Source organism: Streptomyces sp. A0642, from assembly GCF_004795105.1.
Taxonomy (GTDB): domain Bacteria; phylum Actinomycetota; class Actinomycetes; order Streptomycetales; family Streptomycetaceae; genus Streptomyces.
The window spans coordinates 355,728-379,860 of the sequence record NZ_SSBL01000006.1; the positions used below are offsets into that span (position 1 = coordinate 355,728).

The window sequence follows — 24,133 nt, forward strand, 5'->3', positions numbered from 1 at the left end:
CGGACCTGTGGCAGTGGGTGTCGATCGATTGCCAGCGAAGGCCGATCGATTGACTTCTGTGCCGCTCAGGGACGACTGCCTGCGGGGTTTCTGACAGTGGACGATGACCGCGGACGGCGACGATCACTCTGTTCGACGGGTCTGTAGTGTGCGGCAATGACAAGAAGCGAGCGGCTCGCGGAGCAGCTGGACTGGTACTGGCGCGAGAACCTGCGGCCACGGCTGGACGGTCTCACCGACGAGGAGTACTTCTGGGAACCGGTGCGCGGCTGCTGGAGCATCCACCCACGTGACAGGTCGGCCGCATCGATGTGGGAAGGCTCGGGGGAATGGACGGTGGACTCCGCGTCCCCTGCGCCGGTGCCGGCACCGGTGACCACGATTGCCTGGCGGCTGGCGCACATCATCGTCTCGTGCCTGGGCTATCGGGTCGGATGGTACTTCGGCGGCCAGGACGTCGACTCCCAGACATTCGCCTACGCGGGGACCGCCGACGAGGCGCTGAAACAGCTCGATGAGATGTACGGGAGATGGAATGCGGGGGTCCGCGAACTCTCGGACGCAGACCTGGGCAATCCGCCCACGATGGGTCCCGAGCGGTTTCCCATGGAGAACAGGGTCCTGCACGTCAACAGGGAGCTGATCCATCATGGCGCCGAGATCTCCCTGCTGCGCGACCTCTACCGCTGGCAGGACGGAGCCGTACCGCGCCGCATCTGAGGTTCGGTAACCGGTGATCGAGCTTCGGAAACCTATGGGGACTCCGTGACGCTCCGTGGCTGCTGCCGCCGAGAGGACCTTTCACCTTCCCCACGTCCTTCTTCCAAGGGCACGGGCCTCGGGGAACGCAGACGGAACCGCTGACGCCGGGACGATCATGGTCTGGCAGGCGGCGCACGCCGCGTGACCGCGCTCAGGTGATCACCCGGCAGAGGCGGTACGGAGGATGTCGGGTGATCGGGTGATCGGGGCCGAGGTCGCCGCACGATGGGGGCGTGGATGACACGGCCTTGGCATCCCGCTTCCTTCGTGACGGCTTCGTGAAGCTGGAGGGCCTGTCGCACCGCGCGTGGCCGCGGACTGCGCGCGGCACCGCCCCCGCGAACGCGAACGTCACCGCGTTTACGGTCGCCGGGCGAACCCGTCTTTGAGCTGTACCGCAACGGCATCGGCCACGGCAGCATCCTCGACTACGACAACATCACCGTGGCCACCAAGGCCTTCAACCGCCCTTTCGCGGTTGCTGACTGGGCGGTGGCGCGTCAGAAGGAGGGACAGCACCACACCGAGGAGCCCCTACACGGGCAGCGTGGGCCGACACCTCAAAGAGGCATTCGGCGCACTCAAAGAGCAGTCCGAGGTGGGCCGCGCCAACAAGCGAGGGAAGCCGGCCGAGTTCTTGCCCGTCACCGAAGACTTCACCCGCCACCCTCTCTACCAGCAGACCCATGATCTGCTGACCTGCTGGCAGGGCCGCAACTACGGCTCCCTCAGCGACCTGATGACCCACGACCTTCAGCTCAAGCACGGCAAGTCTGTGTGTAGCAAGGTCCGCTGTACTGTCGAGCCCTTCTCCCTGGCCGACTTCGATATCCGCGCAATCCGTCACGACATGGCGGCCGCAGGCACTGTGCTGGACATCCTGGGCCACTCGGGAGGACAACGCGTCAGCGCCGAGCTGCGATGGGCCAGGGAAAACGCCCACGCCCATCCGACTCCGGCGCCGATGCCGCGGCAGTGGCGGCTGGTTTCCCAGCGCTGCGCCTTCCTGGCCCGGCCCAACCCGCTGCCCGCCGAGTGACCGCCCGCCGGCCGCAGCCCGGTCCGGCTGAGGGGCAAGGGAAGGCGGGGTTTGTGGCGCGCTCACGGGGCCTGTAACCACCGACTCGTAGCCCCACCGCTCCTCCTCGCATAGCCGGGCGGGGGCAGGTCGTAGAGAGCCTCACCAGAGGCGGCATCCCGCTCTGTTTCAGGAGGAATTCTGCTCCCTGTCTCTTGTGCGGGAGACGGCATGTTCGCGTAGGCGCGTGTGCTGTTCGCCTGTTGCCAGGCGGGGCCCAGGCCCCCCGCGGCCGTGCTGACGGCGATGAGCTGCTTGGCGGGAAGGCCCAGGGCGATCAGAGCCACCCACCGTTTACCGACGACGAGGATGAGGACGACGAGGTTCACGTAGGTCTGACCGATCAGCTTCTATCCCGTCGCAATAGATCTTTCAGACGTAGGGCCAATTGCCTGCTCGCGATGGTCGCTGCCGTGTTCGGCGCGATGCGCTGCGGAGCCGCGTACGTACCCGTGGACATCTCCCATCCCGACCGGCGCCTCGCCGAGAACCTGAAGGACGCCCAGGTCGACGCCGTCCTCGTCAGCGACGCCACCCGCCCCCGCCTCACCGGGCTCCACGTACCCCTGGTCGCTGCCGGCTCCACCCGCGAACCAGCCGCCGGCCCAGCGAGCGGAACGGCCCGCGGCCGCGAGCCGGAATCGCCCGGCGTTCCTGTCGCCGCCGACGACGCCGCATACCTCATTTACACCTCGGGCAGCACCGGGGAACCCAAGGGCGTCGTCGTCGAGCACGGCCAGCTGGCGGCCTCCACCCTGGCCCGCCGCACGGTCTACCCGGGCACGCCCGTCTTCCTGCTCGTCTCCCCGCTGGCCTTCGACTCATCGGTGGCCGGACTCTGGGGCACTCTCACCGCGGGCGGCCACCTCGTCGTCGCCACCCCGGATGAAGTGCGCGACCCGGAACGTCTGGTCGAACTGATCGATCACCACCAGGTCACCCAGCTGCTGTGCGTGCCCTCCCTCTACAGCGTCCTGCTCGATGCCGCGCACTCCCTCAGCGGCGCGAGGCTGAGCTCCCTCGAAACCGTCGTGGTCGCGGGTGAACCCCTGCCGCCCGAGCTCGTCGACCGCCACTTCGCCCTGCGCACCGGCCCCACCGCCCTGGTCAACGAGTACGGACCCACCGAGACGACCGTCTGGGCGAGCCACCGGCGCTTCGACGCCCCCGGCCCCGTCTCCATCGGCCGAGCGGTCCCCGGTGCGACGCTCCACCTCCTCGACGACGAACTGCGCCCGGTGCCCCCCCGGCGCCGAGGGCGAGCTGTTCATCGGCGGCGCAGGGGTGTCCCGCGGCTACCACGGCCGGCCGGAGGCCACCGCCCGCGCCTTCCTCGACGATCCCTTCACGGACATGCCCGGTGCTCGGATGTACCGGACCGGCGACCGCACCCGCTGGAACGCCGACGGCACCATCGCCTTCCTCGGCCGCCGCGACCACCAGGTCAAGATCCGCGGTCACCGGGTCGAACTCCCGATGATCGAGGCACAGTTGTCCGCCCTGCCCGGCCTACGCGAGGCCGTCGTCGTCCCGGACACCGCCCATCGCGCCCTGACCGCCTTCTTCCTCGCCCCGTCCGGTCCGGCACCGACGCCCGAGTCACTGCGCGCGCAGCTCCTTAACCGGCTGCCGGCCGTCATGGTCCCCGCACGGTTCGTCCGGCTTGACGCATTCCCCCGCACCGTCAATGGCAAGGCGGACCGGCTGGCGCTGCAAACCCGGGCCGACGAACGGCAGCCTCTCTCCCGCGCGGCTCAGGCTGCCGCTCAGACCCAGGCCGCCCCGTAGGCGGCCCAGGGTGATCTGACCGCACGCGTGTCCGCCGCCTGGGCCGAGGTCCTGACGTCCTCCATGTGCGCTGGACGTCAACTTCTTCGACCTCGGTGGCCACTCCCTGGCGATGTTCAGGCTCCGCGAGGCCCTGGAACGCCATACGGGCAAGCGGCCGCCAGTGATCGCACTGTTCAAGGTCATCTTGCGGCTCCGGAGTCGGCGCGCCGCGTCAGGCTTGAGCACGGAGACTGATCGGCTCAGTGGTGCGGCATCCGGGCAGGTCGCCGGTTGGCCGCAGGCACCGGAGCGGCAGCGCTGAATGCCGAGCGCGACCTCTCCGCACACGCCGCGGTGAGATGGCGTAGGGGCGGCTGTCGGTCCCGCCTCGGCGAAGGTGGAGCCGGTCTGCTCCCGGGCGGGTGCTCTTGAGTTGTGCGCTCGATATTGGCGGCCTCGAGTCGGCCGCGATCGCGAGGCCGTCACTCCGCCTGCTGGCATCTGGCATGGGGGGCCGGATCGTGCGAGAGTTCCGCGGGACGCGTCGCCGACGAGAATGGCGGCCACCTGGAATTCGTGTCGGGCGCCGGCCTCGCTTGTGATCACACGGACACCCGGGAGCAAGGCGCCGCCGTCACACGGGTTGCATGATCAGGGCCGGTAGATCATCTCGATCAGTCCGGCTGCGATCAGAGCCCAGGCCGCCGGCCCCAGCGGCCATATCACTTCGGTGAGTGCTCCGGCCGTGCCCAGGACGATGGTAAAAGTGAGAAGGGCGTGCTGAATGCGCCGCATGCCGTCGCGGGCGTGTGAGCCGGTCATCGCACCTGCTCCCTGTGCGCTCGCCCGGACGCCCGTACGTGCCCTCCGGGGACGTACGGGTCATCCGCCGACGTGGATGCTGGGGCGCTGGTCGGGGTCGGGTTCGTTGCTGCGGATGATCTCGCGAGTGACGGGAGCGGTGTCTCCGCGGCCGAGGAGAAAGTAGCGGAACATGTGGCGCAGGGGACTGCCTTCGGCCCAGGCGAAGTAGCAGCGCGGGCGGACGCCGGTCGCGTCGCGCAGGCCGAGGAGGATCGCGGCGATGGCGTTGGGGGCGGCGGGGGCCTCGGCGCGCAGGATGCGGTAGCCGTCGACCTCCGCGCCGTGGACGGTGAGCGTCTCGCTGAAGTCCGAGGGGTCGACGACGTCGATCTCCAGGAAGATCACATCGGCCGGGCCCGGCACCGGGTTGGTGCCGCGCTGTTCGCGCTCCTTGGCGGCGTACTCGGCCGCGTCACCCGCCTCGCGGCGGTTGGTGATGATGTTGATGGACTGGTCATGGGCGAGAGTGTCGGCGACGAAGCGGCGGGCGGTTTCGTCGAAGACGATGCGGTCGGCGCGCAGTTCGGTGGTCCGCGAGACGCGCGAGATCAGCGACACGACGATGATGCCGATGATGAAAAGCCCGGAGATGGCGATGCCGTTCGGCTTGTCGACGACGTTGGCGATCAGCGCGTAGAGCAGGACCGCGGTGAGCAGGGCGAAGCCGATAGTGGCCACGCGCCGGCGGTGGCGCGCGACGGAGACGGTGACGGCGAAGGCGCCGGAGACCATCATGGCGAGGATGCCGGTGGCGTACGCGCCGGCCTGGGCGTCGACGTCGGCGCCGAAGGCGATCGTGATGACGATGCACAGGGCGGTGTAGACCAGGACGACGGGGCGGACCGCGCGCCCCCATTCGGGGGCCATGCCGTAGTCGGGAAGGTAGCGGGGGACGATGTTGATCAGTCCCGCCATGGCGGAGGCGCCGGCGAACCAGAGGATGAGGATGGTGCTGATGTCGTAGACGGTGCCGAAGACCTCTCCGACGTGCTCATGGGCCAGGAAGGCCAGGGCGCGGCCGTTGGCTGCGCCGCCCGGTTCGAACTCCTGGTGGGGGATGAGGACGGTGGTGACGAAGCTGGAGGCCAGCAGGTAGACGCTCATGACCACCGCGGCGGTGGTCAGCAGGCGGCGGGCGTTGCGGACGCGGTCGCGCAGCCGCTCCTGTGCGCCGGCGCCCTTGGCGGCGATCATCGGCATCATGCTCACCCCGGTCTCGAACCCGGACAGGCCGAGGACCAGCAGGGGGAAGGCCAACAGGGCCGGTCCAGCGAGGTCACCGGTGCCGTCTCCGCCGTTACCGAGCGCGTCGGTCCAGGAGGAGAACGCACCCGGGGTGGTGAAGACGTCGACCAGGCCGACGGCGATGACGACGGCGTTGAGGGCCAGGAAGAGGGCGACCAGGGGGATGGCGACCTTGACCGCCTCGTTGAACCCGATCAGGAACACGCCTCCCAGCACCAGCAGCAGCACCACCGTCATGGCCACCTCGTGGCCGTGGAGGGCGGTGGGAAAGAACGGGTTCTCCACCACGTGCACCGACGCGTCCGCCGTGGACAGGGTGATGGTGATGATCCACGAGGTGGCGACGAACCCGAGCAGGACCAGGACGAACAGCTTCCCCCACCAGAACGGCAGGAGGTCCTCAAGCATCGCCACCGAACCCGCGCCGTTCGGGCTCTCCTTCGCCACCCTGCGGTACATCGGCAGCATCCCCAGCAGAGTCAGCGCCACGATCAGCAGCGTGGCCAGCGGCGAGACCGCCCCGGCGGCGAGGGCCGCGATCGCCGGAACGTAGGCCAGGCTGGAGAAGTAGTCGACACCCGTCAGACACATCACCTTCCACCAAGGCTGCGTCTCGGCATGGTCGTCACCGGCCGCCGGCCCCACCGGCTGCACCCGATGCCGCAGCAACCACCGCGCCGCCGCACCCGTCGGCTGTGACCGCCGTGCGGGACTGCCCACCACCTCCGGCACCCCAGGCCCACCCGCCTCCGGTATCACCGGATGACCAGTCTTCTCCACCGCGTCCACCATTCCCAGCTCCGCTCATCGCGACGATCACCACGGTGCGGGTGCCCGGGAGCACCGTACGACAGTCGGGAACTCCAAGAGCCTTTGCCCAACCGGTACCGGGCCCACAGGACGCCACCAGCCTTACGCTGACGCGCCCTGCCCGTGGTCTCCCTGGCCACGGCGCGCCGAGCCGAGGGCCCGTACGAGAAGGAGTCAGTGATGAACACCGCGGAGCTCCGGCTTTCAGGCGATCGCTAGGCGACGAAGCGGCGGGCGGTTTCGTCGAAGACGATGCGGTCGGCGCGCAGTTCGGCGAACTCTGCGGTGAGGAGTGGGAGTTCGTCCGTCCGCCGCTGCCTGAGTGCTCGTGGGGGCGGAAGCGGACGGACGAGCGAACCGTACTCAACGGGATCGTGCGGAAGTCCCGGTCGGGCACGGCCGGCGGGATGTGCCCGACCGGAATGGCCCGTGGGCCTCGCCGCGCACGCGGTTTCTCAGGTGGGCTCTGAACGGCACCTTCGAGCGGATACAGGGGAGATTGACCGGCTGGTGTCGGTCGACTCCACCGTCGTGCGGGCCGACCCCCATGCCGCCGAGCCCCACCACAGCAGACCTCGCTGAAGAGGCCGGATAGACCTGGTGCGTCCCTATGCCCCCGGTGACCACCGTAGGTGACTCCTGCCCGGCAGGCGCTGCTTGACCTTGCCGCTGGCGGCAGGGTTGCACGATGACCGGCATGAACAGCACCGCACCGCAGAGCAGCAGGATCGTCGCCGTCACCGGAGCCGGCACCGGGATCGGCCGGGCCACCGCCCGCGCCTTCGCTGCCGAGGGCGCCCACGTGGTCGCGATCGGGCGACGGGTCGAGCCCCTCAAGGAGACCGCGGCCGGGCACGACCGGATCACGCCGCTGGCTGCGGACATCACCGCCGAGGGCGAGCCGGATCGGATCGTCCGAGCCGTGCTGGAGACACATGGCCGGCTGGACGTTCTGGTCAACAACGCAGGCATCGTCCGCAGCGGTGCCCTCGGCACGCTGACGCCGGAGATGATCGAAGCTCAGCTTGCCACCAACCTCGTCGCCCCTATCCTGCTGGCCCAGGCCGCGCTGCCGCTCCTGGATAAGTCGGGCGGGGTGATCGTCAATGTCAGTACGTCGGTGGGGCAGCGTGCCTGGCCCGGCAGCTCGGTCTATGCGGCTACCAAGACCGCTCTGGAGCTGCTGACCCGCAGTTGGGCGGTCGAGCTGGCACCCCGCGGGATCCGGGTGGTGGCGGTCGCCCCCGGCGCGATCGACACCCCCATCGGTGAGCACCAGGGCCTGACGCCGGAGCGGATGGCAACGGTGCGGGAGTGGCAGCTGGCGCACACCCCGCTGGGCCGGATCGGCCGACCCGAGGAGGTGGCCTGGGCAGTCACCCAGCTTGCCGCACCGGCCGCGTCGTTCGTCACCGCAGTGGTACTCCCGGTCGACGGCGGTGCGGTCGTGGCGTGATAGGAGTGGCCCGGGAGGTGGGACGGGTGCGGATCGGCAAGCTGGCCAGGGCGACCGGGACAACCGCCCGTGCGCTGCGCCACTACGAGCAGGCCGGACTGATCTCCTCGCAGCGGGCCGCCAACGGCTATCGCATGTACGACGAGCGGGCGGTGGTGCGGGTCCGCAACATCCGCTATCTGCTGGCCGTCGGTCTCACCCTGGAGGACGTGCGGGTGTTCCTGCCGTGCCTGGACGGCGATGTGGCCGCCGCACCGCCCTCGGACAAGGGCCTGCGTGTCGCATGGGAACGGCTGGCGGTCCTCAACGAACGTATCGCCGCCTAGGCTGAGGCCCGCGACCGACTGGAAGCCGCGTTGCGACAGGCAACCGGTGGCCGGATCCGCCCACGGGCTTGACCGCCCGCCTCGTCGCAGATACCGGAGAAGCGGAGTCGCTACGCTCCCCACGGCCACTCATGGTGACCAAGAGCCCTCACCGGCCAAGGAATGCGGGACTCTCGATTGCGCGAGGTCGCCCGTTCACACCCCTCGCCGACCGGAGGGCGCACGAGACAGATACCGGAGATTCTTGGCGCACCATCTGATCGCCGAAGGGCTGCTGACAGGGTCGCGCGGTCAGCACGTCAACGCGTTCGGCCCCGAGCAGGCGTGGCCGCCGAGGCGAGGTCGCCGTAGAGGCCGGTGAGGATCGGAGAGCTGGAGCCGGATGCGGCAAGTACGAGGGGGCGGCTCGACGGCTACTGGGGCCGGGACTGTCCGCACCATTGAGGGGGGATCCTCATGAACACTCGTCACACCTTGGCCGCCGCCGCCGCGGCTGCCGCTTCAATCATCGCGCTCGGCCTCCTGGTCGCCGCCCCGTGCCTCACTGGTGACGAACCTGCCTGCTTCGATCACTCCCCTCCGCCGGCTCATCCGCCTCGGGGTGGTGACAGCTACCGTGCTCGGCTAAGGACCGCATCGGTCCGGGGCTCGCTCGCGTATCCGCAAGGGGGCCGGATGCCCATGCGCCCGATGCCGTTGAACAGTATGGGCTGCTGCTTGCCGGGGCCGTTCGGTAGCCGGCAATGTCCGCGCGCTGGGGCGGCTGTTGACCCAGGCATGCCCGCAAAGGCTGCGGGGCGGGCCCTGCGACGACATTGACGCGCTGGACGGCAACCCGCCACCGCAGATCGCGAAGCAGGACCAACACCGCGGCCAAAGGCTGGGGTGCCGCCACCCCAGCCATGTGCCGAGTGCCACGCTGAGGATGCGGGCCAGCAGCATGCCGCCCATCGCCCCGCTCAGCAAGTTGCCGATCACCGGTCCGCGGTGGTCGACGGCCCCCAGTCCGGCCGCCCGCGGGCCGGCGACCTGAGCGGCCGAGGCAGTGAGGCCGATGAGGGCGCCGGCGGCGATGAGGAGCGGCGGAGTGGGGGCGCAGCCCGCAGCGAGCACGCCCAAGCCGGTCAGAGGGCGGCTTTGACGTACGTCATGTACTTGGCCCAATTCCAGTAGGGACCAGGGTCGGTGTGGTCCGTTCCTGGCACCTCATAGTGTCCGATGATGTGGGTTCGGTCCTTGGGGATGCCGTACCGGGTGCAGATCGCGGCGGTGAGCTGCGCCGACTGCCGGTACATCACATCCGTGAACCAGCTGGGGTCGTCGACCCACCCCTCGTGCTCGATGCCGATGCTGCGGGTGTTGTAGCTCCAGTTCCCCCCGTGCCAGGCGATGTCCTTCTCCCGGACGAACTGGGCGATGTAGCCGTCCGCAGAGGCGAGCATGTAGTGCGCCGACACCTTCCGCGCGGAGTCCTGGAAGATCCGCCTGGCGTCCTGGAAGTACTCCTGGGTGACGTGGATGATGACCCGGTCGATGGCATAGCTGGTGGGCCGGTTGGAGACGGTGTAGTTCGAGGTGCTGGCAGGGATCCAGTGGGTGGTCGGGTAGCCCGCGGCGCGGGCTGTGCCGACGGTGAGGGGTCCGAGCGCGGTGGCACCGGCGGCGACGGCCGCGCCTTTCAGCAGGCGGCGCCGTGACGGGTTCGCGATGTCCATGGGGGCTCCGTAACGCAGTCAGGGAAGTGTGCGTGCTCGTGCCGTGCAGACCCAGGCAGGCGGGGTGGGCCGCTCGACGGTCGTCGGCGGCCCACCTGCCTGGGGGCTGTCACCAGCCCGCGGTCACGGCGTGTTGTTGGCCAGGGCCAGGAGCCGGTCGCGGGTGCCGTTGAACTTGTCGTGGTCCACGTTGCCGGAGATGCCCGACACCGTGCCGGTGCTGGTGTACTGCCACACCGTCCAGGCCGGGAAGCCGGTCGGGACCGTGGGGCTGGCGGCGGTGGTCCAGTGGGCCACCCAGAGCGGGCTGCGGGTGGCCATGCCGCTCCAGCCGCCGGTGCAGGTGTTCCACCAGCTGGGGCTGGTGTAGATGACGATGTCACGCGTGGTCCGGGTCTTGTACGTGTTGTAGAAGTCCAGGATCCAGTTGCGCATCGAGGTCTGGGACAGGCCGTAGCAGTTGCCCTCGATGTCCAGCACGCCGGGCAGCGTGAGGTTGTCCTTGGACCAGGCGCCTCCGTTGGACGCGAAGAAGTTTGCCTGGGTCGCCCCGCTGGAGGCGTCGGGCCGGGCGAAGTGGTACGCGCCGCGGATCACACCGGCGTAGTAGGCGTTCGTGTAGTTGGCGCCGAACGTCGGATCCTTGTAGCTGGTGCCCTCGGTGGCCTTGATCCAGGCGAACTGCTTGCCGGCGTTGCGCACCGAGGTCCAGTTGATGGTCCCCTGATAGTGCGAGACGTCGATGCCCTGGACCCCGTCGGTGGCAGCCATGGGGCTGACCGAACCTGGGGCAGTTTGCGTGTTGTGCATGGTGACGCCCAGGTAGCCCGTGCCCAGCGGGATCTGGCCGCCCTGGGACTGCGCGGCCTGGGCGGTGCTGCCGGCCAGCAGGCCGAGGGTGACGGTGAGGGCGCCGAGGGTGGCGGCGGCGCGGCTCAGTGGGGTTAAGCGGGATCTGGAGATGTGCATGGGGGACCTCCAAAGGTGTGCGGTACGACCAAGTCCGGAGGGTGCAATGTGAGTTGTACACGTCAAAGCTACGCGCGTAAAGTGAGCCCGGATCCGTAAGAGCACGACGAGCATCCTGGCCCATCAGGAGCGTGTGCAGGTCAGGGACGCTGAACGAATCCAGCAGCTCTTCCGCCAGGAGGCCCCTCGGCAGCTGCCCCTTGTCGAGGACGCCATGGGCAAGCGGGCTCTGACCCTGTGGCAGTTGGGCGCTGCCTGCCAGGCGGTCGATGACCTGGCGCGGGCCACCGAAGAGGCATTCCGCTTACACCCGGACGTGGTGATCATGCTGAGCTTCCCCGGGATCCGCCCCCAGGTGGGCGCCCGTAGCCTGGGCGAGATCAGCGACGACCGGACCCGTTTCGCCCCGCCTGGAGGACTGAGGCGAACCCCGGCTCGGCCCCGATCACCCGGGCCTCCGGCAAACGCCGCTACGTCGGACGCCGGTTCGTCAAGAACAACCGGCTCAACCACGTCGGCCCCCTGCGGGCCTTCGCGTCCCTCAGCGTTTCCACCGGCGCGGACGCCCACTACCGAAGTCGCCGGGCCGGAGGGGACTGGCGCATGCAAGCCATGCGGCACCTCTTCAACCGCGGCCCGGCCCGGCAGCAAGCATCACCTGATCGTCGACCGGCGGGACTCCGCTCGCCGTCTCTCTGACCGGCGGAAACCGTCACGACGTCACCCAGCTCATGCCGCTGTTGGACGCCATACCCCGCATTCGTGGGCTGAGGGGCCGGCCACGCCACCGGCCCCGGCGGTTGTTCGCCGATCGCGGGTACGACTACGACAAGTACCGGCGTCTCGTCCGCGCACGTGGGATCACCCCCAAGATCGCCCACCGCAGCACCCCGCACGGCTCGGGACTGGGCAAGACACGCTGGGTCGTCGAGCGAACCTTCGCCTGGCTCCACCAGTTCAAGCGCCTGCGCATCCGCTACGAGATTCGAGCCGACCTTCACCTCGGACCACTCCAACTCGCCTGCAGCATCATCTGCTTGAGACAGCTCCGGACCTCATTCTGAAACGATCAGTAAGCCGGAGGGCGATCGGCCTCCAGCTCCGCATGACCTCCCGCGCCGTCAAACTCTTCGCCGACGCAGCCACCACGACGGCACGAAATGGCAAGAACGGGCGTCGTTCGCACTCTGAGAACGAAGCGGGTCATGAGGCTTGGCTGGTCCGCTGCCCCTTGGGCAGCGGACCAGCCTGGGGCTCCAGCCGGCCGGCTGCAGCGTGCTCGGCGCGGGCCAGGGTGCTGGCCAGGCCGGGGTCTCGCTGGGTGCTGTCTCACGTTTCGTCGTCGGAAGAGACGGTCCGCGATCTCCCGGAGTTGGTCGTCACTCAGCTGCAAGGGAACCCATCCCCGGCGGTGTGCGTGATGGACCGGCTCCCTGGGGAGATGCGGTCAGCAGAACCAGCCGTCCTGGACCCAGCCGCGGCGGTTGATGTCGCCGTATGCGAAGCCGTAGACCCAGCCGGACTGCTTGCTCTCCACCAGGAAGGTCTGCCCGTGGTAGAGGGTGCCCATCCAGGCACCCAGCGGGGCGGTGCGGACGAAGAGGTCCTGGGCGCAGACGGTCTCCCGCTCGCCGAGAGTGCCGTTGGCGGCCTGGGCGGGGCCGGAAGAGAACAACAGGGCGGCGCCGACGGCGGACACCACCGTGGCGGCGCGGAGTGCGCGGACGGTGCGGGCTGTGGACATGACGTTTCCCTTCTAAGTCGGGCTCACCACGAGCCGTAGCCGCCGATACATTCGTAGCGCACGTAGCCCCAGTCGTTGGGGCCGAAGTCGAAGGTGGCGGCCCAGCCGTTGTAGACCGGGTGGACGCCACGCGTGTGGCCGACCTTGTCGCCGTAGGACAAGGTGCGCACGAAGCCGGTGGGGCCGGAGGAACTGTTGTAGTTGGCGTAGAAGCTGGCGCTCTGACAGGTGATGACTGCGTGCTCCGGGACGACCGCGGATTGGGCCGGGACCTGGAGCAGTGCGGCGGCGGTGAGCGCAGTGGCACCGGTCGCAAGGACGCGCTTGATGTGCGGCATGGCGCAGTACTCCTCGCTGATGATGGCTGGTTGACGCGCGTAAACCCTAGCTTGACTTGGCATGCACGCAACAGATCTGGGAGGACTCTCGACTCCGTTGAACCCGCAGTGACGGCTCAACGTCGGAACGGCCGACGCTGGCCGGGCCGGTGGCACGTCTACGAGTGTTCGTGCTCAGTCGTCCGCTTCCTCGACCACGGCGACCCGGCCCGGATGAACGCCTCCTCCTACGCCCACAACAACCCGAGCCACCCGGTCAGACCTCTCCGGCCTGTGACCACTGGGTCCGGCCGACTACAAATGGGGCGACGGCCGCGGTGTCACCACCGAGCACACATACGAGAGCGGCAAGTACATGCGGACCCAGACGCCCAAGAAGGGCAACGCGTCCCGCCAGGAGTACGCCGCGTACAAGGCCAACATGTCGCGTTGCCGGTGATCGCCGACGTGTTGTCGTCCACGTGACGGTGGAGGCGGAGTCCGGCACGCGCGTCTTCCCCTATGCCTGGCGTGACGAGCCCGCGACGAGGTTCGCTGATGAGAGGGGCGCGTTTGCCGAGCACGGGGAGCTTGGCCCGTCCGAACATCTGGCGTTGGATCATTTTGATGTGGTTGACGCGGCCTTCGACGGGCCCGGAGTTCCAGTGGCTGGTCAAACCCTGGATGACGGCGTCCCAGTCCTTCTCCAGGCCGGTGGCGAAGCTGTGGAGGTCGGGCAGGCCTTCGGCGCGGACGGCGGTGATCCGGTCTTTGAGGGGCTGGCCGGAGCGGGTGGTGAGATCGCCTACCTGCTCGGGCTGAACCCGGCGACCGTCCACCGCGTCCTGACCAGCTACAAGCTGGCCCGCCTGACCCACCTGGACCGCGCCACCGGCCGGACCATCCGCCGCTACGAACCCACCGCACCCGGCGACCTCGTCCACGTCGACATCAAGTGACTCGGCAACATCCCGGACGGCGGCGGCCCCAGGGCCCTGGGCCGGCAGGCAGGCCACAAGAACCGGGCCAACGCCGTCGACGACACTGCCGCCTCGCTTACAGCGAGATCCTCGCCGATGAGAAGAAGGAAACCGCTGTCGGATTCCGGCAACGGGCCCACGCCTGCTTCGCCGCCGCCGGAGTCACCGTCCAGCGGGTCCTGACGGACAACGGCTCCTGTTGCAAGTCATACCTATGGCGCAACTCCCTTCCGAGGCAAGGTATTTCACCCAAGCGCGCCCGCCCCTACCGGCCGCAGACGAACGGGAAGGTGGAGCGTGTCAACCGGACCCTGCTGGATGAATGGGCCTACGCACGGCCCTACCGACCTGAGGCGTGCCAGGCTGAAGCGTCTCGTCAAACTCGACGTGCTCACCGAGGCCGACGCCGGCAACTTCACCAGGAAGCAGAAGCCACCCAAAACCCTGCGATCAGCCACCCTGCACCAGCTTCCGGCGGCGGTTCGGCCGGGAGATCAGCGCGGCTCAGTGCGTCCGCGGGGCGTACACCGCTGAGTTGATCGAAGCCGGCGCGGAGGGTGTCCCACCCTGGCTGGCCACGTTGTACGTGCCCGGCGTTCCAGTGCTGTTCCTGGACGACACGGACCCCGCGTCCGACGGCCCGTGGATGCATGGCCAGCAGCGTCTCGCCGCTGGGGTCAGCAGCGGTGGAATGCAGCATGACCTGCGACTTCGTGGCCCTGATCTCCACCAGCTGACGCGGTCGGACCTTGCGGGCCGGGACGGAGTGGAGGTTCCCGCCGAAAGCGACCAGACAATCCTTACCGACCGGCCGCAGGTGACGTTCCGCCACCAGATACGGAGTCGGCGGCAACGGCTTGAGCGCCGCGTGGTCACGAGCTGCCCGCTCACCGATGACCTGCTGGGGAGTCCGGTGGTCTGGGTTCGCCGTTTTGGCACCCATGCCGTGAAGGCGGCGTCCATCTCCTCGACGCAGGAGAAGGCCCGGCCCGAGAGGACGTGGTCGCGGACGATCAGGACCTGGCGTTCGACGCGGCCCTTGCCCTGGGGCCGGTAGGCGGCCAGCACATCAATGTCGAAGTCGTAGTGGCCGGCAAAGCCGACCGCCTCCGGATGCAGCGGAAGCGCCTCACCTGGGGCAACGTGACGGCGCACGACTGTCTTGGTCCGGTCGTAGACGATCGTCATCGGCACCCCGTTGAAGTGCGCGAATGCCCGCCGGTGGCAGTCGAAGAACGTCTGCAGGTCCAGGCTGGTGGTGAAGCAGCAGAACGGGTCACGCGAGTACGACAGCACCATGTGGAAGGAGGAGACCTTCGGGATGCGCATGTGGGAGAGGACCTTGCCCTCATCGCCCCAGTCCCACTGGGCCTGAGCACCCGGGATCACCTCGAACCGGCGATGCATCCCGCCAGCTCCCGCGGAGCGATCCCCAATTCCTCCGCGACCCTCGGGCGGGCCTCCTGCACGTAAAGCTTGACCCGCTGGTAGTTCCCGGTGAACCCGTACTCCGTGACCAGCCGCTCGTGAATCACCGCGGCCTTCATCAGGATCTCCGCCCGCAGCATCGCGTCGATCAGCGGAGCGACCTCGTCGACCACCCGCTTGCGCGGCTGACCACTCGCCGTCCGGCGCGGCGGCGCAGACGAGTCGGCAGACAGGTACTTGCTGACCGTCCGTCAGTTCAGCCCGGTCTCCTTGGCGACCTCCGACAGGCTCATCGCCCCGGACTCCACCAAGCCGCGAAAACGCCGGACCTCGAGCCAGCGCTGCGGGTCCAAGACCATAGCCCACCTCTTTCTGCAACCTTCGACAACAGGCAGCAGCGTGCCGGGGGCCAGCATTCAGCACATCAAGAACTCTGCACGTTCATCCGTACGCGGCCATGTGCGTTCACGTGTACGCCGACAGCTATGAGAGCGACACTGCCACCCATTCACCTGGACCGAAGACTGAGGGCCCCAGGCCCGTGCCCGTGCCGGCCCGGGGGACGTGGGCGTCAGGACGTTGCGTGGGTCCTCACCGGCGGTGGACGCTGACGGCGTAGCCGCCGTCGTCGTAGGGATCGGCGTCCCAGGTGGCGAAGCGGTCGACGAGGGTGAGACCGGCCCCGGCGCAGAAGTCGTCGTAGTCCGACAGGGTGAGGCCCGGCGGCACCGGCAGGTGGGCTTCGTCCAGGCCGAAGCCGGCGACCAGCAGGCCGCCCGGGCGTAGTGCCGCGGACAGGCGCTCAGTCACGGCGGCCTCGGTGCCGGGGGCGAGCAACGGGAAGATATTGCCCGCGGCGACGACGAGGTCGAAGCCCTCCGCCACGCCGACCAGGGCCGGCTCGAACTCGGCCAGATCGAGCTGGAACCAGGGCAGTCCGGGCGCCTGCTTCCGCGCCACAGCCAGCATCGACGCGTCAAGGTCCACCCCGACACACTCGTACCCGAGCTCCGCGAGCCGGATCATGACGCGCCCGGTACCACAGCCGGCGTCCAGCACCCGCGCTCCGGTAGGCACCAGAGCTGCACAGAACCCTGCCTCACCGTGCACGTTCTTGCCGCTGCGGGCCAGGTCCGCGAATCGTGCGGCGTAGTCCTCACCGGACGCCTTGCCTGCCAAATCCGACCAACGGCTCATGAGGCAACTATAGGAGGCCGGCATGACCCCGAGGCATCCAGGAGCCCGCGACGCGGCGGGCCGGGTGGCTTTGCTCGCGAGAACCGGTTCTGGCACAGCTTCCGTGCAGCACTGGCTGAACGTGGCGAGCCGGGAGGCAGCTGCCTAGTGGGGCAGGGCGGGGATTTGACCCGGCCCTGCGAGGCTAAGGGCTGTCCCGCAATTCCTGGCGTCGCGCGCCCGCCAGGAATTGCGGGACAGCCCTTAGGGTGTGCTCCCCTCCGGCGCGGAGGCACGGAACGACAGTGCCAGTGCGCGGAGGGGGCCGGGGATGAGACCGGTCACGGTGACCCACCTACCCAGCGCGTAACCCGACAGGTCTTGGGCGCGGCCTCTCGCCGGCCGCACCTCCACGGTGCTCCCGGGCTTGTGGGACTTGCCCGCCTTGTCCAGCGTGATCCGGCGCGGGGGCTCGCCGCCGCACGCGGTGTGTAGGTGCCGTCCTGCTTTCCCTCCACGTCGGTGGCGTCGTAGTACGAGGAGATCTTTATGACGCCGTCCACGGGGCCGATTCCCACAACGGCCGCCAGGTGGGATCCCGGGAGCAGCCAGATCAGCCATCCGGCGACAACGAGACTGACCACGGTTCCTCCGGTCCGCCCCACTCTCCGCTGCCATGTGCCTGCCGTTCGCGCCACACCGCCCACCCCCCGTTGAAGGCGGTCGTCGCGCAGACCGATCGTGATGTGTACGGCTCCCGGGACCGGCCGCGACCTTGCCCCCTTTCGCGCCGCCGCGAGTCCGTGGTTCCCGTACAGGCCCACGTAGTTCAGGGTGCGGTCGGCCGCTCAGCCACCACGGGCAACGTATTCCGGGCGCCCCATTCCCTGCCGGTCCCACTCGGCGCCACACCGTGTCGGCGGTGTCGCCGGTCGTCCCGGGCAGCGTCCAAGGTGATCCTCCGGGAGACTGGTGGGGTGACGGACGACGAACGGGACATGGACCGGCGCTTGGAGCAGGCCATCGTGGAGCTGCTCGATCAGCGTGGGCCGACCGGGACGATCTGCCCCTCGGACGCTGCTCGGGCCGTGTACGCGCACGACGACGATGGCTGGCGCGCCTTGATGGAACCGGTCCGTCGGGCGGCACGGCGTCTGGTTGCGGCCGGTGAGGTGGAGATCACCCAGGGTGGTCAGCCGATCGAGCCGGAGCAGGCGCGGGGGCCGATCCGCATTCGCCGCACTCGCTGACATCCCGGCGGTGAGCCGCGCGCTCCGGGAACCTCCCGCAGGGCAGAAACCGGGTCCTGCTGTCACGGAGACGGTCCTGGCTCGCCCCGCCGAGCCTCGGACACCGCCCTCCGCCGTAACGCGTCCTCATCGATCGCCCGTCGGTATGCGGGGTGACGTCGAGGGAAGCGGCAGGGGATCACTCGTGATCCAACGCGTCGGCGAAGGCTCGGAGAGCCTCGGCCAGCTCCTTCTTGGTGGGCAGCTCGTCCACCTTCTTCTCCAGACCGTCGATGCGTTCGGCCAGGTCGTCCAGGGTTGCCGGAGCCGTGGGACCGTCCGTAGGGCCCGGGGACTCGGACGGCATCGGGCCCCCGTCCGAACCACCTGATCCCGCCACATCTCCGCCGCCGGAGCCGGTGGCGTCGGTGCCGCCCGACCCGCTGACCGAGCCACTGTCACCCGTGCCGGAGTCCCCGCCGCCGGTGGCTCCGGCGCTTCCGCTGTCGAACGTGTCCGTGGGCACAGGACTCGGCCCGGACTCTCCGCCGTCCTGATCTGCCACCGCGAGTGCGCCGCCGATGCCCAGCACCATCGCGGCGGCCGCCCCGACGAGTGCCACTGTCAGCCGTCTGGCTCGCATCATCCGTATGTGTGTCATGGATCGGACGCTAGCCGCTGATCCCTGCGGACGGATTCCTTCCGATGATTTGCCGAGGGGCGCTTCGCGCGGTGGGGAGGCCGGCCGCTCCCATGGCATACGTGGCTTCTGCCGGCGGACCCACGAGGGAGCGGCTGCGGCTCTCGCGACTGCGCCTCGCCGGCCGGCTGCTTCGTGCTCCCCACGGCGTTCCGGTGCCGTGGGGGAGCGGGGGATGGTGCTCTGTGTCTTCAGCGCTTCCGCGGCCGGGCGGTGCCGGCCGGCCCGGGGCGTTCGTCGGGCTCCCGGCGAACTATTGCGAGGAAACCAGCCACCGCCAGCGCCGCTGCTCCGTAACGAGGGTGGCCGCGGCCAGCAGGGACACAAGGACCGCCGCCCAGGCGGGCCAGGCCAGCCACGAGGAGACGGCAGCCGCGGCAAGCTGGAGCAGTACCAACAGGATAGTGACCCAGCCCGGCACCGCGATGAGCACGGCGGTCTTGTCCCCGGGGGTGGAGAACAGCGTCGGGAGGCCGACCAGGACCAGCACGGACAGGACCGCGAGCAGCCATGAGTGGCCGGCCAGGACCCAGGGTGTGGCCACCCACGCGACGAGTTCCGTCGCGAAGCGCATGACGGACGCGGTGCCGTCGGCGGGCCGCAGCGAGTCCGTTGTCGCCCGATTGACGTCAGTCACTTGCGGACGATCTCACAACGCGTGGCTGACGGCCAGGGTTCCGGTGGGTGCGGCCGCACCGGCTCCTCGGCCGTCAGACACCACTCCGACGACGAACGGCGTTGCCTGGCGCGGGAGAAGAGTCCGCGCCACGCTGTGGCATCCTGTCGGGTCCGGCGTCCTCACGGGCTTGGCAGGGGCCGTCAGCGTTCGCCATGACGGTCCAGCAACTGCTCTACGCGGTCGAACCTCTGGTGCAGGATCCGGAGCTCCGCGCTGACGGTCTCCTCCCCTTCACGGGCGTAGCGCCCCACGGCCGTGCGGGCCTCGCGGACCTCCTTCTCCGCCCGGCCGACGAACCAGGTGGCGAGGGCTGCGGTGACCATCCCGAAGGTGGTGATCCCGGCCAGCATGGTCACCGCGGCGATGACCCGGCCCCACGCGGTCACGGGATACAGGTCCCCGTAACCGACCGTCGTCGCCGTCTCGATGGACCACCAGACGGCTTTGGGGAACGAGGTGATGTTGGCGCCCGCCGCCCCCCGCTCGGCCGGCACGACCAGCGCGGCGCCGGCCAGCAGGACCACGGCGGTGGCCGAGGTGACGGCGACCGCTGCCCGGAAGTGAAAGGCGCGCCATCGGGGGTCGCTGAGGAAACGGCCGAGCAGTTGGAAGAACGATTGCTGCACGGGCGGGTCCCTCGACCGAGATACGGAAAGGTTTCGGGCGACGGTACCCGCGCAGGCGCGTGCCGGCGGCCCGACACACACCGATTGCGGTACATGGCCGAGTCGCACGCCTCGGCGGACCGCCCCGACCGCCTGCCCGGCAGCGCCCGGCAAGGGGGTGTCAGACGGTCGACGAAGCGGCAGGACGTCCGCCGACGAGCCGCCGCCCGGCGGGGCCGTCGGGCCGTCGAGACAAGTAGCGGACAGTAATCAAGCGGCCCCGGCCGACTCCTCGGCGCAAGGCCCGGTGCTGGCGAGACGGTAGGACTCGATTCCACGGCTGCGGACTCAGTCCATACTCGGCGGGAAGCCGGTCGAGGGTGTCAGGGGTGACGCGGCGCAGCGTCGCTTCTTGGGCGACGGCCTTGGCGAGGCCGTTCTGGGCCCTCAGGTGCAGCAAGTACTGGCCGTTGCCGTCATGGATGATCGCGGACGCGTTCACCGGAACGATCACCCCGTTCAGAGCGGAGCCGGTGAGTTCCTCGCGCAGTGCCGGGGAGGACACCTCGTCGAACCGCAGCCAAGCCGATCCCGTAATGTCTTCGGCTTGCAGCGTGAGTTCGGGCGCGCCGTCGGCAAGGTAGAAGGCGATGCGCACGTCGTAGTGCCAGTGGGCCGCTTCGCCCCGCGCCGGGTCGGGGTCGATGGCATGCACTTCGGTGTCGATCGGCTCGTCCCGGAGTCCCGGAGGTCGGGCGTCAGGACGAGAGCCGAGGCCGGGATCCCGGCCCCCTCCCTGGCCTCGCGCAGGGCCGCGGACATCCCGCGCCAGGAGGGTGTCGAGTCCTGTCGGCAGATCCTCGACGGCCTCTCGTAGGCCGACCGCGTCGAGGGCCGCCCACACGGGGGCGTCGTCGTGAGTGAAAGGCTGGCCGAGGGTGACGTTCTCGCGGACCCGTAGCGGCCACTGCGCGAAGATCTGCGGCACCAGGCCGGTGTTCGCCCACACCGTGGCGGGGTCCACCTCGGCGAGGTCGGTGCCGTTCCACGTGACTCTGCCCTTGTCCGGCAGGTGGATCCCGGTCAGCAGCCGGGTGAGCGTGGACTTCCCCGACCTATTCGCACCGACGATCGCCAGGATCTGCCCGCGCCGCAGAGAGAGCGACACACCGTCCACGGCGGGCTTGTCCTTACCCGGGTACTGGTAGGACCTCCTCGAGCCGGATTTCCTCGGTAGGCGCGGCATGCGCGCGAGTGCCGCGCTGGGGGGCACGGGCAGCGGCATCGTCGAGGAAGGTCTGCATGTCGCTCAGGTACAGACTGGTGTGGAAGACCGCGGCACCGTTGATGCCCACCCGGGACAACGCGGCGAGCGTGGTCTGCACGGCGATGACCGCCGTCGCCGCGACCGCGAGCTCGACCCTGCCGGAGACCGCCAGCCACGCCAGCGCGCCGCACGTCGCCACGAGGAAGACACCCCACGGGGGATCGGGCATGGCCGGCGTGCTGCCGCGCGGGCGGCACACCGGCGCGTCGGCTTCGTACGCTGGGCGGCACCGGCGAATGCTCTCCGCATCGACGCATCATTCCCCGGGGCCGGCAAAGCCCCCTCTCGACTTACAGGTGCACCAGCACGAGCGCGTGGTATCAGTCCTTGGCGTGATGCAGTTGTATCTGCCGGTTGACGAAGAGGTGAACGAAGCCGCAGTGCAGGCAGATCAGCCCAGTGGCGGTCTCATCAGCCCAGGCCAGATTGAACAACTCCCCGCCCGTGCTGTTGAGTTTGACCCCCCGTTCCCGGAAGACATCACTCTTGCAGACCTGACACGTGATCCACATCTCCCCCAGCGAGGCCCGCACCGCTTTGGCCATTACATCCCCCTTGCCACGTCCAGCGCCGTGGTTGGGTCATCAGCACTTCGTTGCGTTCGGCTCATGTCTGATCATGGTGGTGCAACCCGTCGGACGGGAAGGTATTTGAGCAAGAACTGAGCACGAGTGGCTTCGTGCACGAGTCGTGTGTGCACCGGGATGCTTGTCAAGACAGCATCGGGTTGGCCCGGCCATGTGCCAGGAGTGCGTGCGCAAGACGGAACGCGACGCCGCCAGGGCGCCCTCCCCTCGGTGCCATCGGCCCGGCCATCTGCGTGAGGACACCGGCTGGTGCGGCCATTTTTCTCCTGGAGGAGCAACCCAAGCACTCGCATGCTCTGCTCCAACGCTCTCGTTCCGGCTGCTCGGGCGGCTATGGCCGGGTTGTGCGTGACCACCAGCAAGCCGCACGCATAGTGCCGCGGCAAGTCGAACAACAACTCCGCAGTCCTGTCCCGCGTCCCGGAGTCCAGCGCACCAGTCGGCTCGTCCGCCAGCAAACGCCGGCTCGTTGATGAGCGTGCGGGCCACCGCCGTACGCTGCCGCTCTCCGCCCGACAGTTCCTGGCTCGTCGCAGCCCGCGGAAACCCCCAGATCATCGAGCAGCCGCTGCGCCCGCTCGCGCACCTCACGGCCACGGCCGCCACGGGCCAGCAGGGCCGCCAGATACACGTTGTCCGAGGAGCTGAGTTCGGGCAGTAGTTCACCGAACTGGAAGACCATGCCGATCGACTGAGTCCGCAGACGGGCCAGCCTCGCCTGCGAAAGACAGGTGACGGGTGTCCCGGACACCGTAACCGCTCCACTATCAGGGGCAGAAGGAGCTGTCTGGGGTGCAGCCGGCCGTAGCGTTCAGCGCTCTGGCGGCCAAGCTTCTTTGGCACAGCTTCTTGCCCGGAACCGGCGTCCTCCTCGCCGACGGCACCCGCCGGCCCATCGAAGATATCAAGGTCGGCGACACCGTAACGACCGCCGATACCGCCACCGGAAAAACCGTCAAAAAGTTAGGCTCCCGACATGGCTGATGACTGGTACGTCCTCATAGAAGAGGACACTCGTGCGACCCGACGTGCCGACGGTGTCGAGTTGAAACTGCACCGTTGGACCCTGGTGGCCAGCCACCCGGTCAACGGTCCCCAGGAGCAGGCACTGGCCGTGGCCGAAGATGCCGCGCTCAACTACATGCCAACCCTCCTGGCCAGACATGCGCGACCCGGCGACACCCCGGCCCGCCGCGCCTTCCTCACCCCGGACGGGGCTTGGCTGGTCTGGCTCAGGCAGCATCACCGCGAGTGCCACATACGCGTGAGCACAGCCCGCCTCGTCCACACGCAGGAAGAAGAGCACCCCCCGCCCAAAACCCTGAAGGAAAAGCTCCGCAACGCCCTTGAGGGCCCCGACCCTTCTCCGGCCCTGTGGATGCCCAGGGACTGAGACCGGAGAAGAGCAGACGATCTGGGGGGAATCCCCGGACGTCAACTCAACTGCCGCGCCGATTGACCCTTGGGCCAGGACGGCCGGAGCTCAACTCGGGTGAGCGACCTGATGACCCCCCACAGCACCTACAGGCAGGAGAACCCCGTACGGGCCGACGTTCAGCCGCTCTGACGGCCCGCGGGGTCTGGGAAGCCGACGTGCCCTGACCACCCCGCCCCCGGGCGGCAGGGGGTCCTGCAGGGGGACCAGGTCCTCGGCGGCACGGTGTACTTCGCCAAGGCCACAGGCCAGGATCCTCCAAGGCTTCTCGGCAACCGCCTGCCGTGGGGGGCGAAGACAGACGTCGACCTGCGGCCCCCACCGGAGCCAGGTGGAGCTGAGTAACGGCGGTTGGTTCAGTCCTCTTCGTCTCGGATGATGCCGCCTGGCACGTGCGGGTCGAATCGGCCGACGCTCATGGCCTCGATGCACTGCAGCACACGGGCGAAGGACGTCAGCCCGTACGTGATGTAACGCGTGGGCGAGTCCCCCAGGACGCTTTCACGTTCGATGGGAATGCCGCCCATGATGGCCCCGTGGGTGATCCGCGCCTCGTGCTCGGGGTGCGCCCCGATCCATGCCATCTCGACGTCCGACGCGAACTCATCGGCGGACGTGCAGGTGTACTGATTCCATCCCTCTACGGGTTTTGTCGGGTCGAGCGTGGCAATCGTGCGGACCTGCTCGATGCAGCGTTCGTAGATGCGGGACAGCTTGGCGTTCAGATCTTGGCTCATCAGGATTCTCCCCCTCCCGCGCCGGAGCGTCCGACGACCAGAGAACCCTGCCCCAGGCCGCGGTGGAACAGTCACGTCGCCTCATATCGTGTTGGTGGCTATGACGACTTCTTGGGGCTCTGGTCCACTTCTTGTGAACTGGTGGGTTACCGTCGAATTTGGGGGCGGTGGAGTGACGGAACGGCTGAATGATC

Annotated in this window: 20 protein-coding genes and 6 pseudogenes; 12 read left to right on the forward strand and 14 right to left on the reverse strand. The window is 68.9% G+C overall.

Annotation, left to right across the window (positions count from 1 at the left end; all coding sequences use genetic code 11):
• Positions 1-156: 156 nt before the first annotated feature.
• The 5 genes and pseudogenes from E6R60_RS15330 (at position 157) to E6R60_RS37955 (ending at position 3,628) form a co-directional block, all read left to right on the forward strand.
• A complete protein-coding gene (locus E6R60_RS15330; protein ID WP_136327080.1) occupies positions 157-720 on the forward strand; it encodes a DinB family protein in 564 nt (187 codons plus the stop codon).
• 275 nt (positions 721-995) lie between these two features.
• Positions 996-1,151: a hypothetical protein gene (locus E6R60_RS37420; RefSeq protein ID WP_240802570.1), complete on the forward strand. Its 156-nt coding sequence runs from the start codon at positions 996-998 to the stop codon at positions 1,149-1,151.
• Positions 1,152-1,309: 158 nt separating this feature from the next.
• Positions 1,310-1,801, forward strand: coding sequence for a hypothetical protein (locus tag E6R60_RS36720; RefSeq protein ID WP_168713596.1), 492 nt, complete (start codon positions 1,310-1,312; stop codon positions 1,799-1,801).
• A gap of 464 nt (positions 1,802-2,265) precedes the next feature.
• Positions 2,266-3,042, forward strand: a pseudogene (locus tag E6R60_RS15340) (AMP-binding protein); the annotation flags it as partial.
• 274 nt (positions 3,043-3,316) lie between these two features.
• The gene (locus tag E6R60_RS37955) at positions 3,317-3,628 is read left to right on the forward strand and encodes a hypothetical protein (RefSeq protein ID WP_240802580.1); all 312 of its coding nucleotides are present in this window, start codon (positions 3,317-3,319) and stop codon (positions 3,626-3,628) included.
• Positions 3,629-4,261: 633 nt separating this feature from the next.
• On the opposite strand, the gene E6R60_RS36725 is transcribed toward E6R60_RS37955, so the two are convergent.
• Together E6R60_RS36725 and E6R60_RS15350 are read right to left on the reverse strand one after the other, a co-directional pair.
• Positions 4,262-4,432 (reverse strand): hypothetical protein, encoded by a 171-nt coding sequence (locus tag E6R60_RS36725; RefSeq protein WP_168713610.1) that lies wholly within the window; start codon positions 4,430-4,432, stop codon positions 4,262-4,264.
• 60 nt (positions 4,433-4,492) lie between these two features.
• Positions 4,493-6,310: an amino acid transporter gene (locus E6R60_RS15350; RefSeq protein ID WP_240802571.1), complete on the reverse strand. Its 1,818-nt coding sequence runs from the start codon at positions 6,308-6,310 to the stop codon at positions 4,493-4,495.
• A gap of 907 nt (positions 6,311-7,217) precedes the next feature.
• Here E6R60_RS15350 and E6R60_RS15360 point away from each other — a divergent pair.
• Complete coding sequence (locus tag E6R60_RS15360; RefSeq protein ID WP_136327083.1) at positions 7,218-7,985, forward strand: SDR family oxidoreductase; 768 nt, start codon at positions 7,218-7,220, stop codon at positions 7,983-7,985.
• A gap of 26 nt (positions 7,986-8,011) precedes the next feature.
• Positions 8,012-8,383: pseudogene (locus E6R60_RS15365) on the forward strand (MerR family transcriptional regulator).
• 1,052 nt (positions 8,384-9,435) lie between these two features.
• Here E6R60_RS15365 and E6R60_RS15370 read toward each other — a convergent pair.
• Entirely contained in the window at positions 9,436-10,026 is a 591-nt protein-coding gene (locus E6R60_RS15370; protein ID WP_136327084.1) for an N-acetylmuramoyl-L-alanine amidase, read from the reverse strand.
• Between the two features lie 123 nt (positions 10,027-10,149).
• Entirely contained in the window at positions 10,150-10,995 is an 846-nt protein-coding gene (locus E6R60_RS15375) for a GH25 family lysozyme (RefSeq protein WP_136327085.1), read from the reverse strand.
• Positions 10,996-11,629: 634 nt separating this feature from the next.
• Here E6R60_RS15375 and E6R60_RS15385 point away from each other — a divergent pair.
• Positions 11,630-12,059, forward strand: a pseudogene (locus tag E6R60_RS15385) (IS5 family transposase); the annotation flags it as partial.
• A 383-nt stretch (positions 12,060-12,442) separates the two neighbouring features.
• On the opposite strand, the gene E6R60_RS15390 reads toward E6R60_RS15385, so the two are convergent.
• Together E6R60_RS15390 and E6R60_RS15395 are read right to left on the reverse strand one after the other, a co-directional pair.
• Entirely contained in the window at positions 12,443-12,739 is a 297-nt protein-coding gene (locus E6R60_RS15390; RefSeq protein ID WP_136327086.1) for a hypothetical protein, read from the reverse strand.
• Between the two features lie 23 nt (positions 12,740-12,762).
• Positions 12,763-13,077, reverse strand: coding sequence for a hypothetical protein (locus tag E6R60_RS15395; protein ID WP_136327087.1), 315 nt, complete (start codon positions 13,075-13,077; stop codon positions 12,763-12,765).
• Positions 13,078-13,862: 785 nt separating this feature from the next.
• Here E6R60_RS15395 and E6R60_RS15405 point away from each other — a divergent pair.
• Positions 13,863-14,389, forward strand: a pseudogene (locus E6R60_RS15405) (DDE-type integrase/transposase/recombinase); the annotation flags it as partial.
• Between the two features lie 242 nt (positions 14,390-14,631).
• Here the strand turns inward: E6R60_RS15405 and istA are convergent.
• Together istA and E6R60_RS15415 are read right to left on the reverse strand one after the other, a co-directional pair.
• A pseudogene (istA, locus tag E6R60_RS15410) lies at positions 14,632-15,697 on the reverse strand (IS21 family transposase); the annotation flags it as partial.
• A 358-nt stretch (positions 15,698-16,055) separates the two neighbouring features.
• Positions 16,056-16,661, reverse strand: a complete 606-nt coding sequence (locus tag E6R60_RS15415) for a class I SAM-dependent methyltransferase (RefSeq protein WP_136327090.1) — start codon at positions 16,659-16,661, stop codon at positions 16,056-16,058.
• 956 nt (positions 16,662-17,617) lie between these two features.
• Here E6R60_RS15415 and E6R60_RS15425 point away from each other — a divergent pair.
• Complete coding sequence (locus E6R60_RS15425) at positions 17,618-17,890, forward strand: DUF3253 domain-containing protein (RefSeq protein ID WP_136327091.1); 273 nt, start codon at positions 17,618-17,620, stop codon at positions 17,888-17,890.
• 178 nt (positions 17,891-18,068) lie between these two features.
• Here the strand turns inward: E6R60_RS15425 and E6R60_RS15430 are convergent, their stop codons facing one another.
• The 5 genes and pseudogenes from E6R60_RS15430 to E6R60_RS15450 form a co-directional block, all read right to left on the reverse strand.
• The gene (locus tag E6R60_RS15430) at positions 18,069-18,530 is read right to left on the reverse strand and encodes a hypothetical protein (RefSeq protein ID WP_136327092.1); all 462 of its coding nucleotides are present in this window, start codon (positions 18,528-18,530) and stop codon (positions 18,069-18,071) included.
• Between the two features lie 292 nt (positions 18,531-18,822).
• Positions 18,823-19,143 (reverse strand): hypothetical protein, encoded by a 321-nt coding sequence (locus E6R60_RS15435; RefSeq protein ID WP_136327133.1) that lies wholly within the window; start codon positions 19,141-19,143, stop codon positions 18,823-18,825.
• A gap of 245 nt (positions 19,144-19,388) precedes the next feature.
• On the reverse strand, positions 19,389-19,874 hold the full coding sequence (locus E6R60_RS15440; RefSeq protein ID WP_136327093.1) for a potassium channel family protein: 486 nt from the start codon (positions 19,872-19,874) through the stop codon (positions 19,389-19,391).
• Positions 19,875-20,532: 658 nt separating this feature from the next.
• Positions 20,533-21,325, reverse strand: a pseudogene (locus E6R60_RS15445) (ATP-binding cassette domain-containing protein); the annotation flags it as partial.
• A gap of 175 nt (positions 21,326-21,500) precedes the next feature.
• Positions 21,501-21,725, reverse strand: coding sequence for a hypothetical protein (locus E6R60_RS15450; protein ID WP_136327094.1), 225 nt, complete (start codon positions 21,723-21,725; stop codon positions 21,501-21,503).
• Between the two features lie 834 nt (positions 21,726-22,559).
• Between E6R60_RS15450 and E6R60_RS15460 the strand changes: the two genes are divergently transcribed.
• Both E6R60_RS15460 and E6R60_RS15465 read left to right on the forward strand, forming a co-directional pair.
• Positions 22,560-22,751 carry a hypothetical protein gene (locus tag E6R60_RS15460; RefSeq protein ID WP_136327095.1) on the forward strand — a complete coding sequence of 64 codons (192 nt, stop codon included), beginning with the start codon at positions 22,560-22,562 and terminating at the stop codon, positions 22,749-22,751.
• The gene (locus E6R60_RS15465; protein WP_136327096.1) at positions 22,744-23,160 is read left to right on the forward strand and encodes a hypothetical protein; all 417 of its coding nucleotides are present in this window, start codon (positions 22,744-22,746) and stop codon (positions 23,158-23,160) included. The genes E6R60_RS15460 and E6R60_RS15465 overlap by 8 nt, the downstream gene beginning before the upstream one ends.
• A gap of 398 nt (positions 23,161-23,558) precedes the next feature.
• Here E6R60_RS15465 and E6R60_RS15470 read toward each other — a convergent pair whose 3' ends face one another.
• Positions 23,559-23,939 (reverse strand): hypothetical protein, encoded by a 381-nt coding sequence (locus tag E6R60_RS15470; protein WP_136327097.1) that lies wholly within the window; start codon positions 23,937-23,939, stop codon positions 23,559-23,561.
• Between the last annotated feature and the right edge of the window lie 194 nt (positions 23,940-24,133).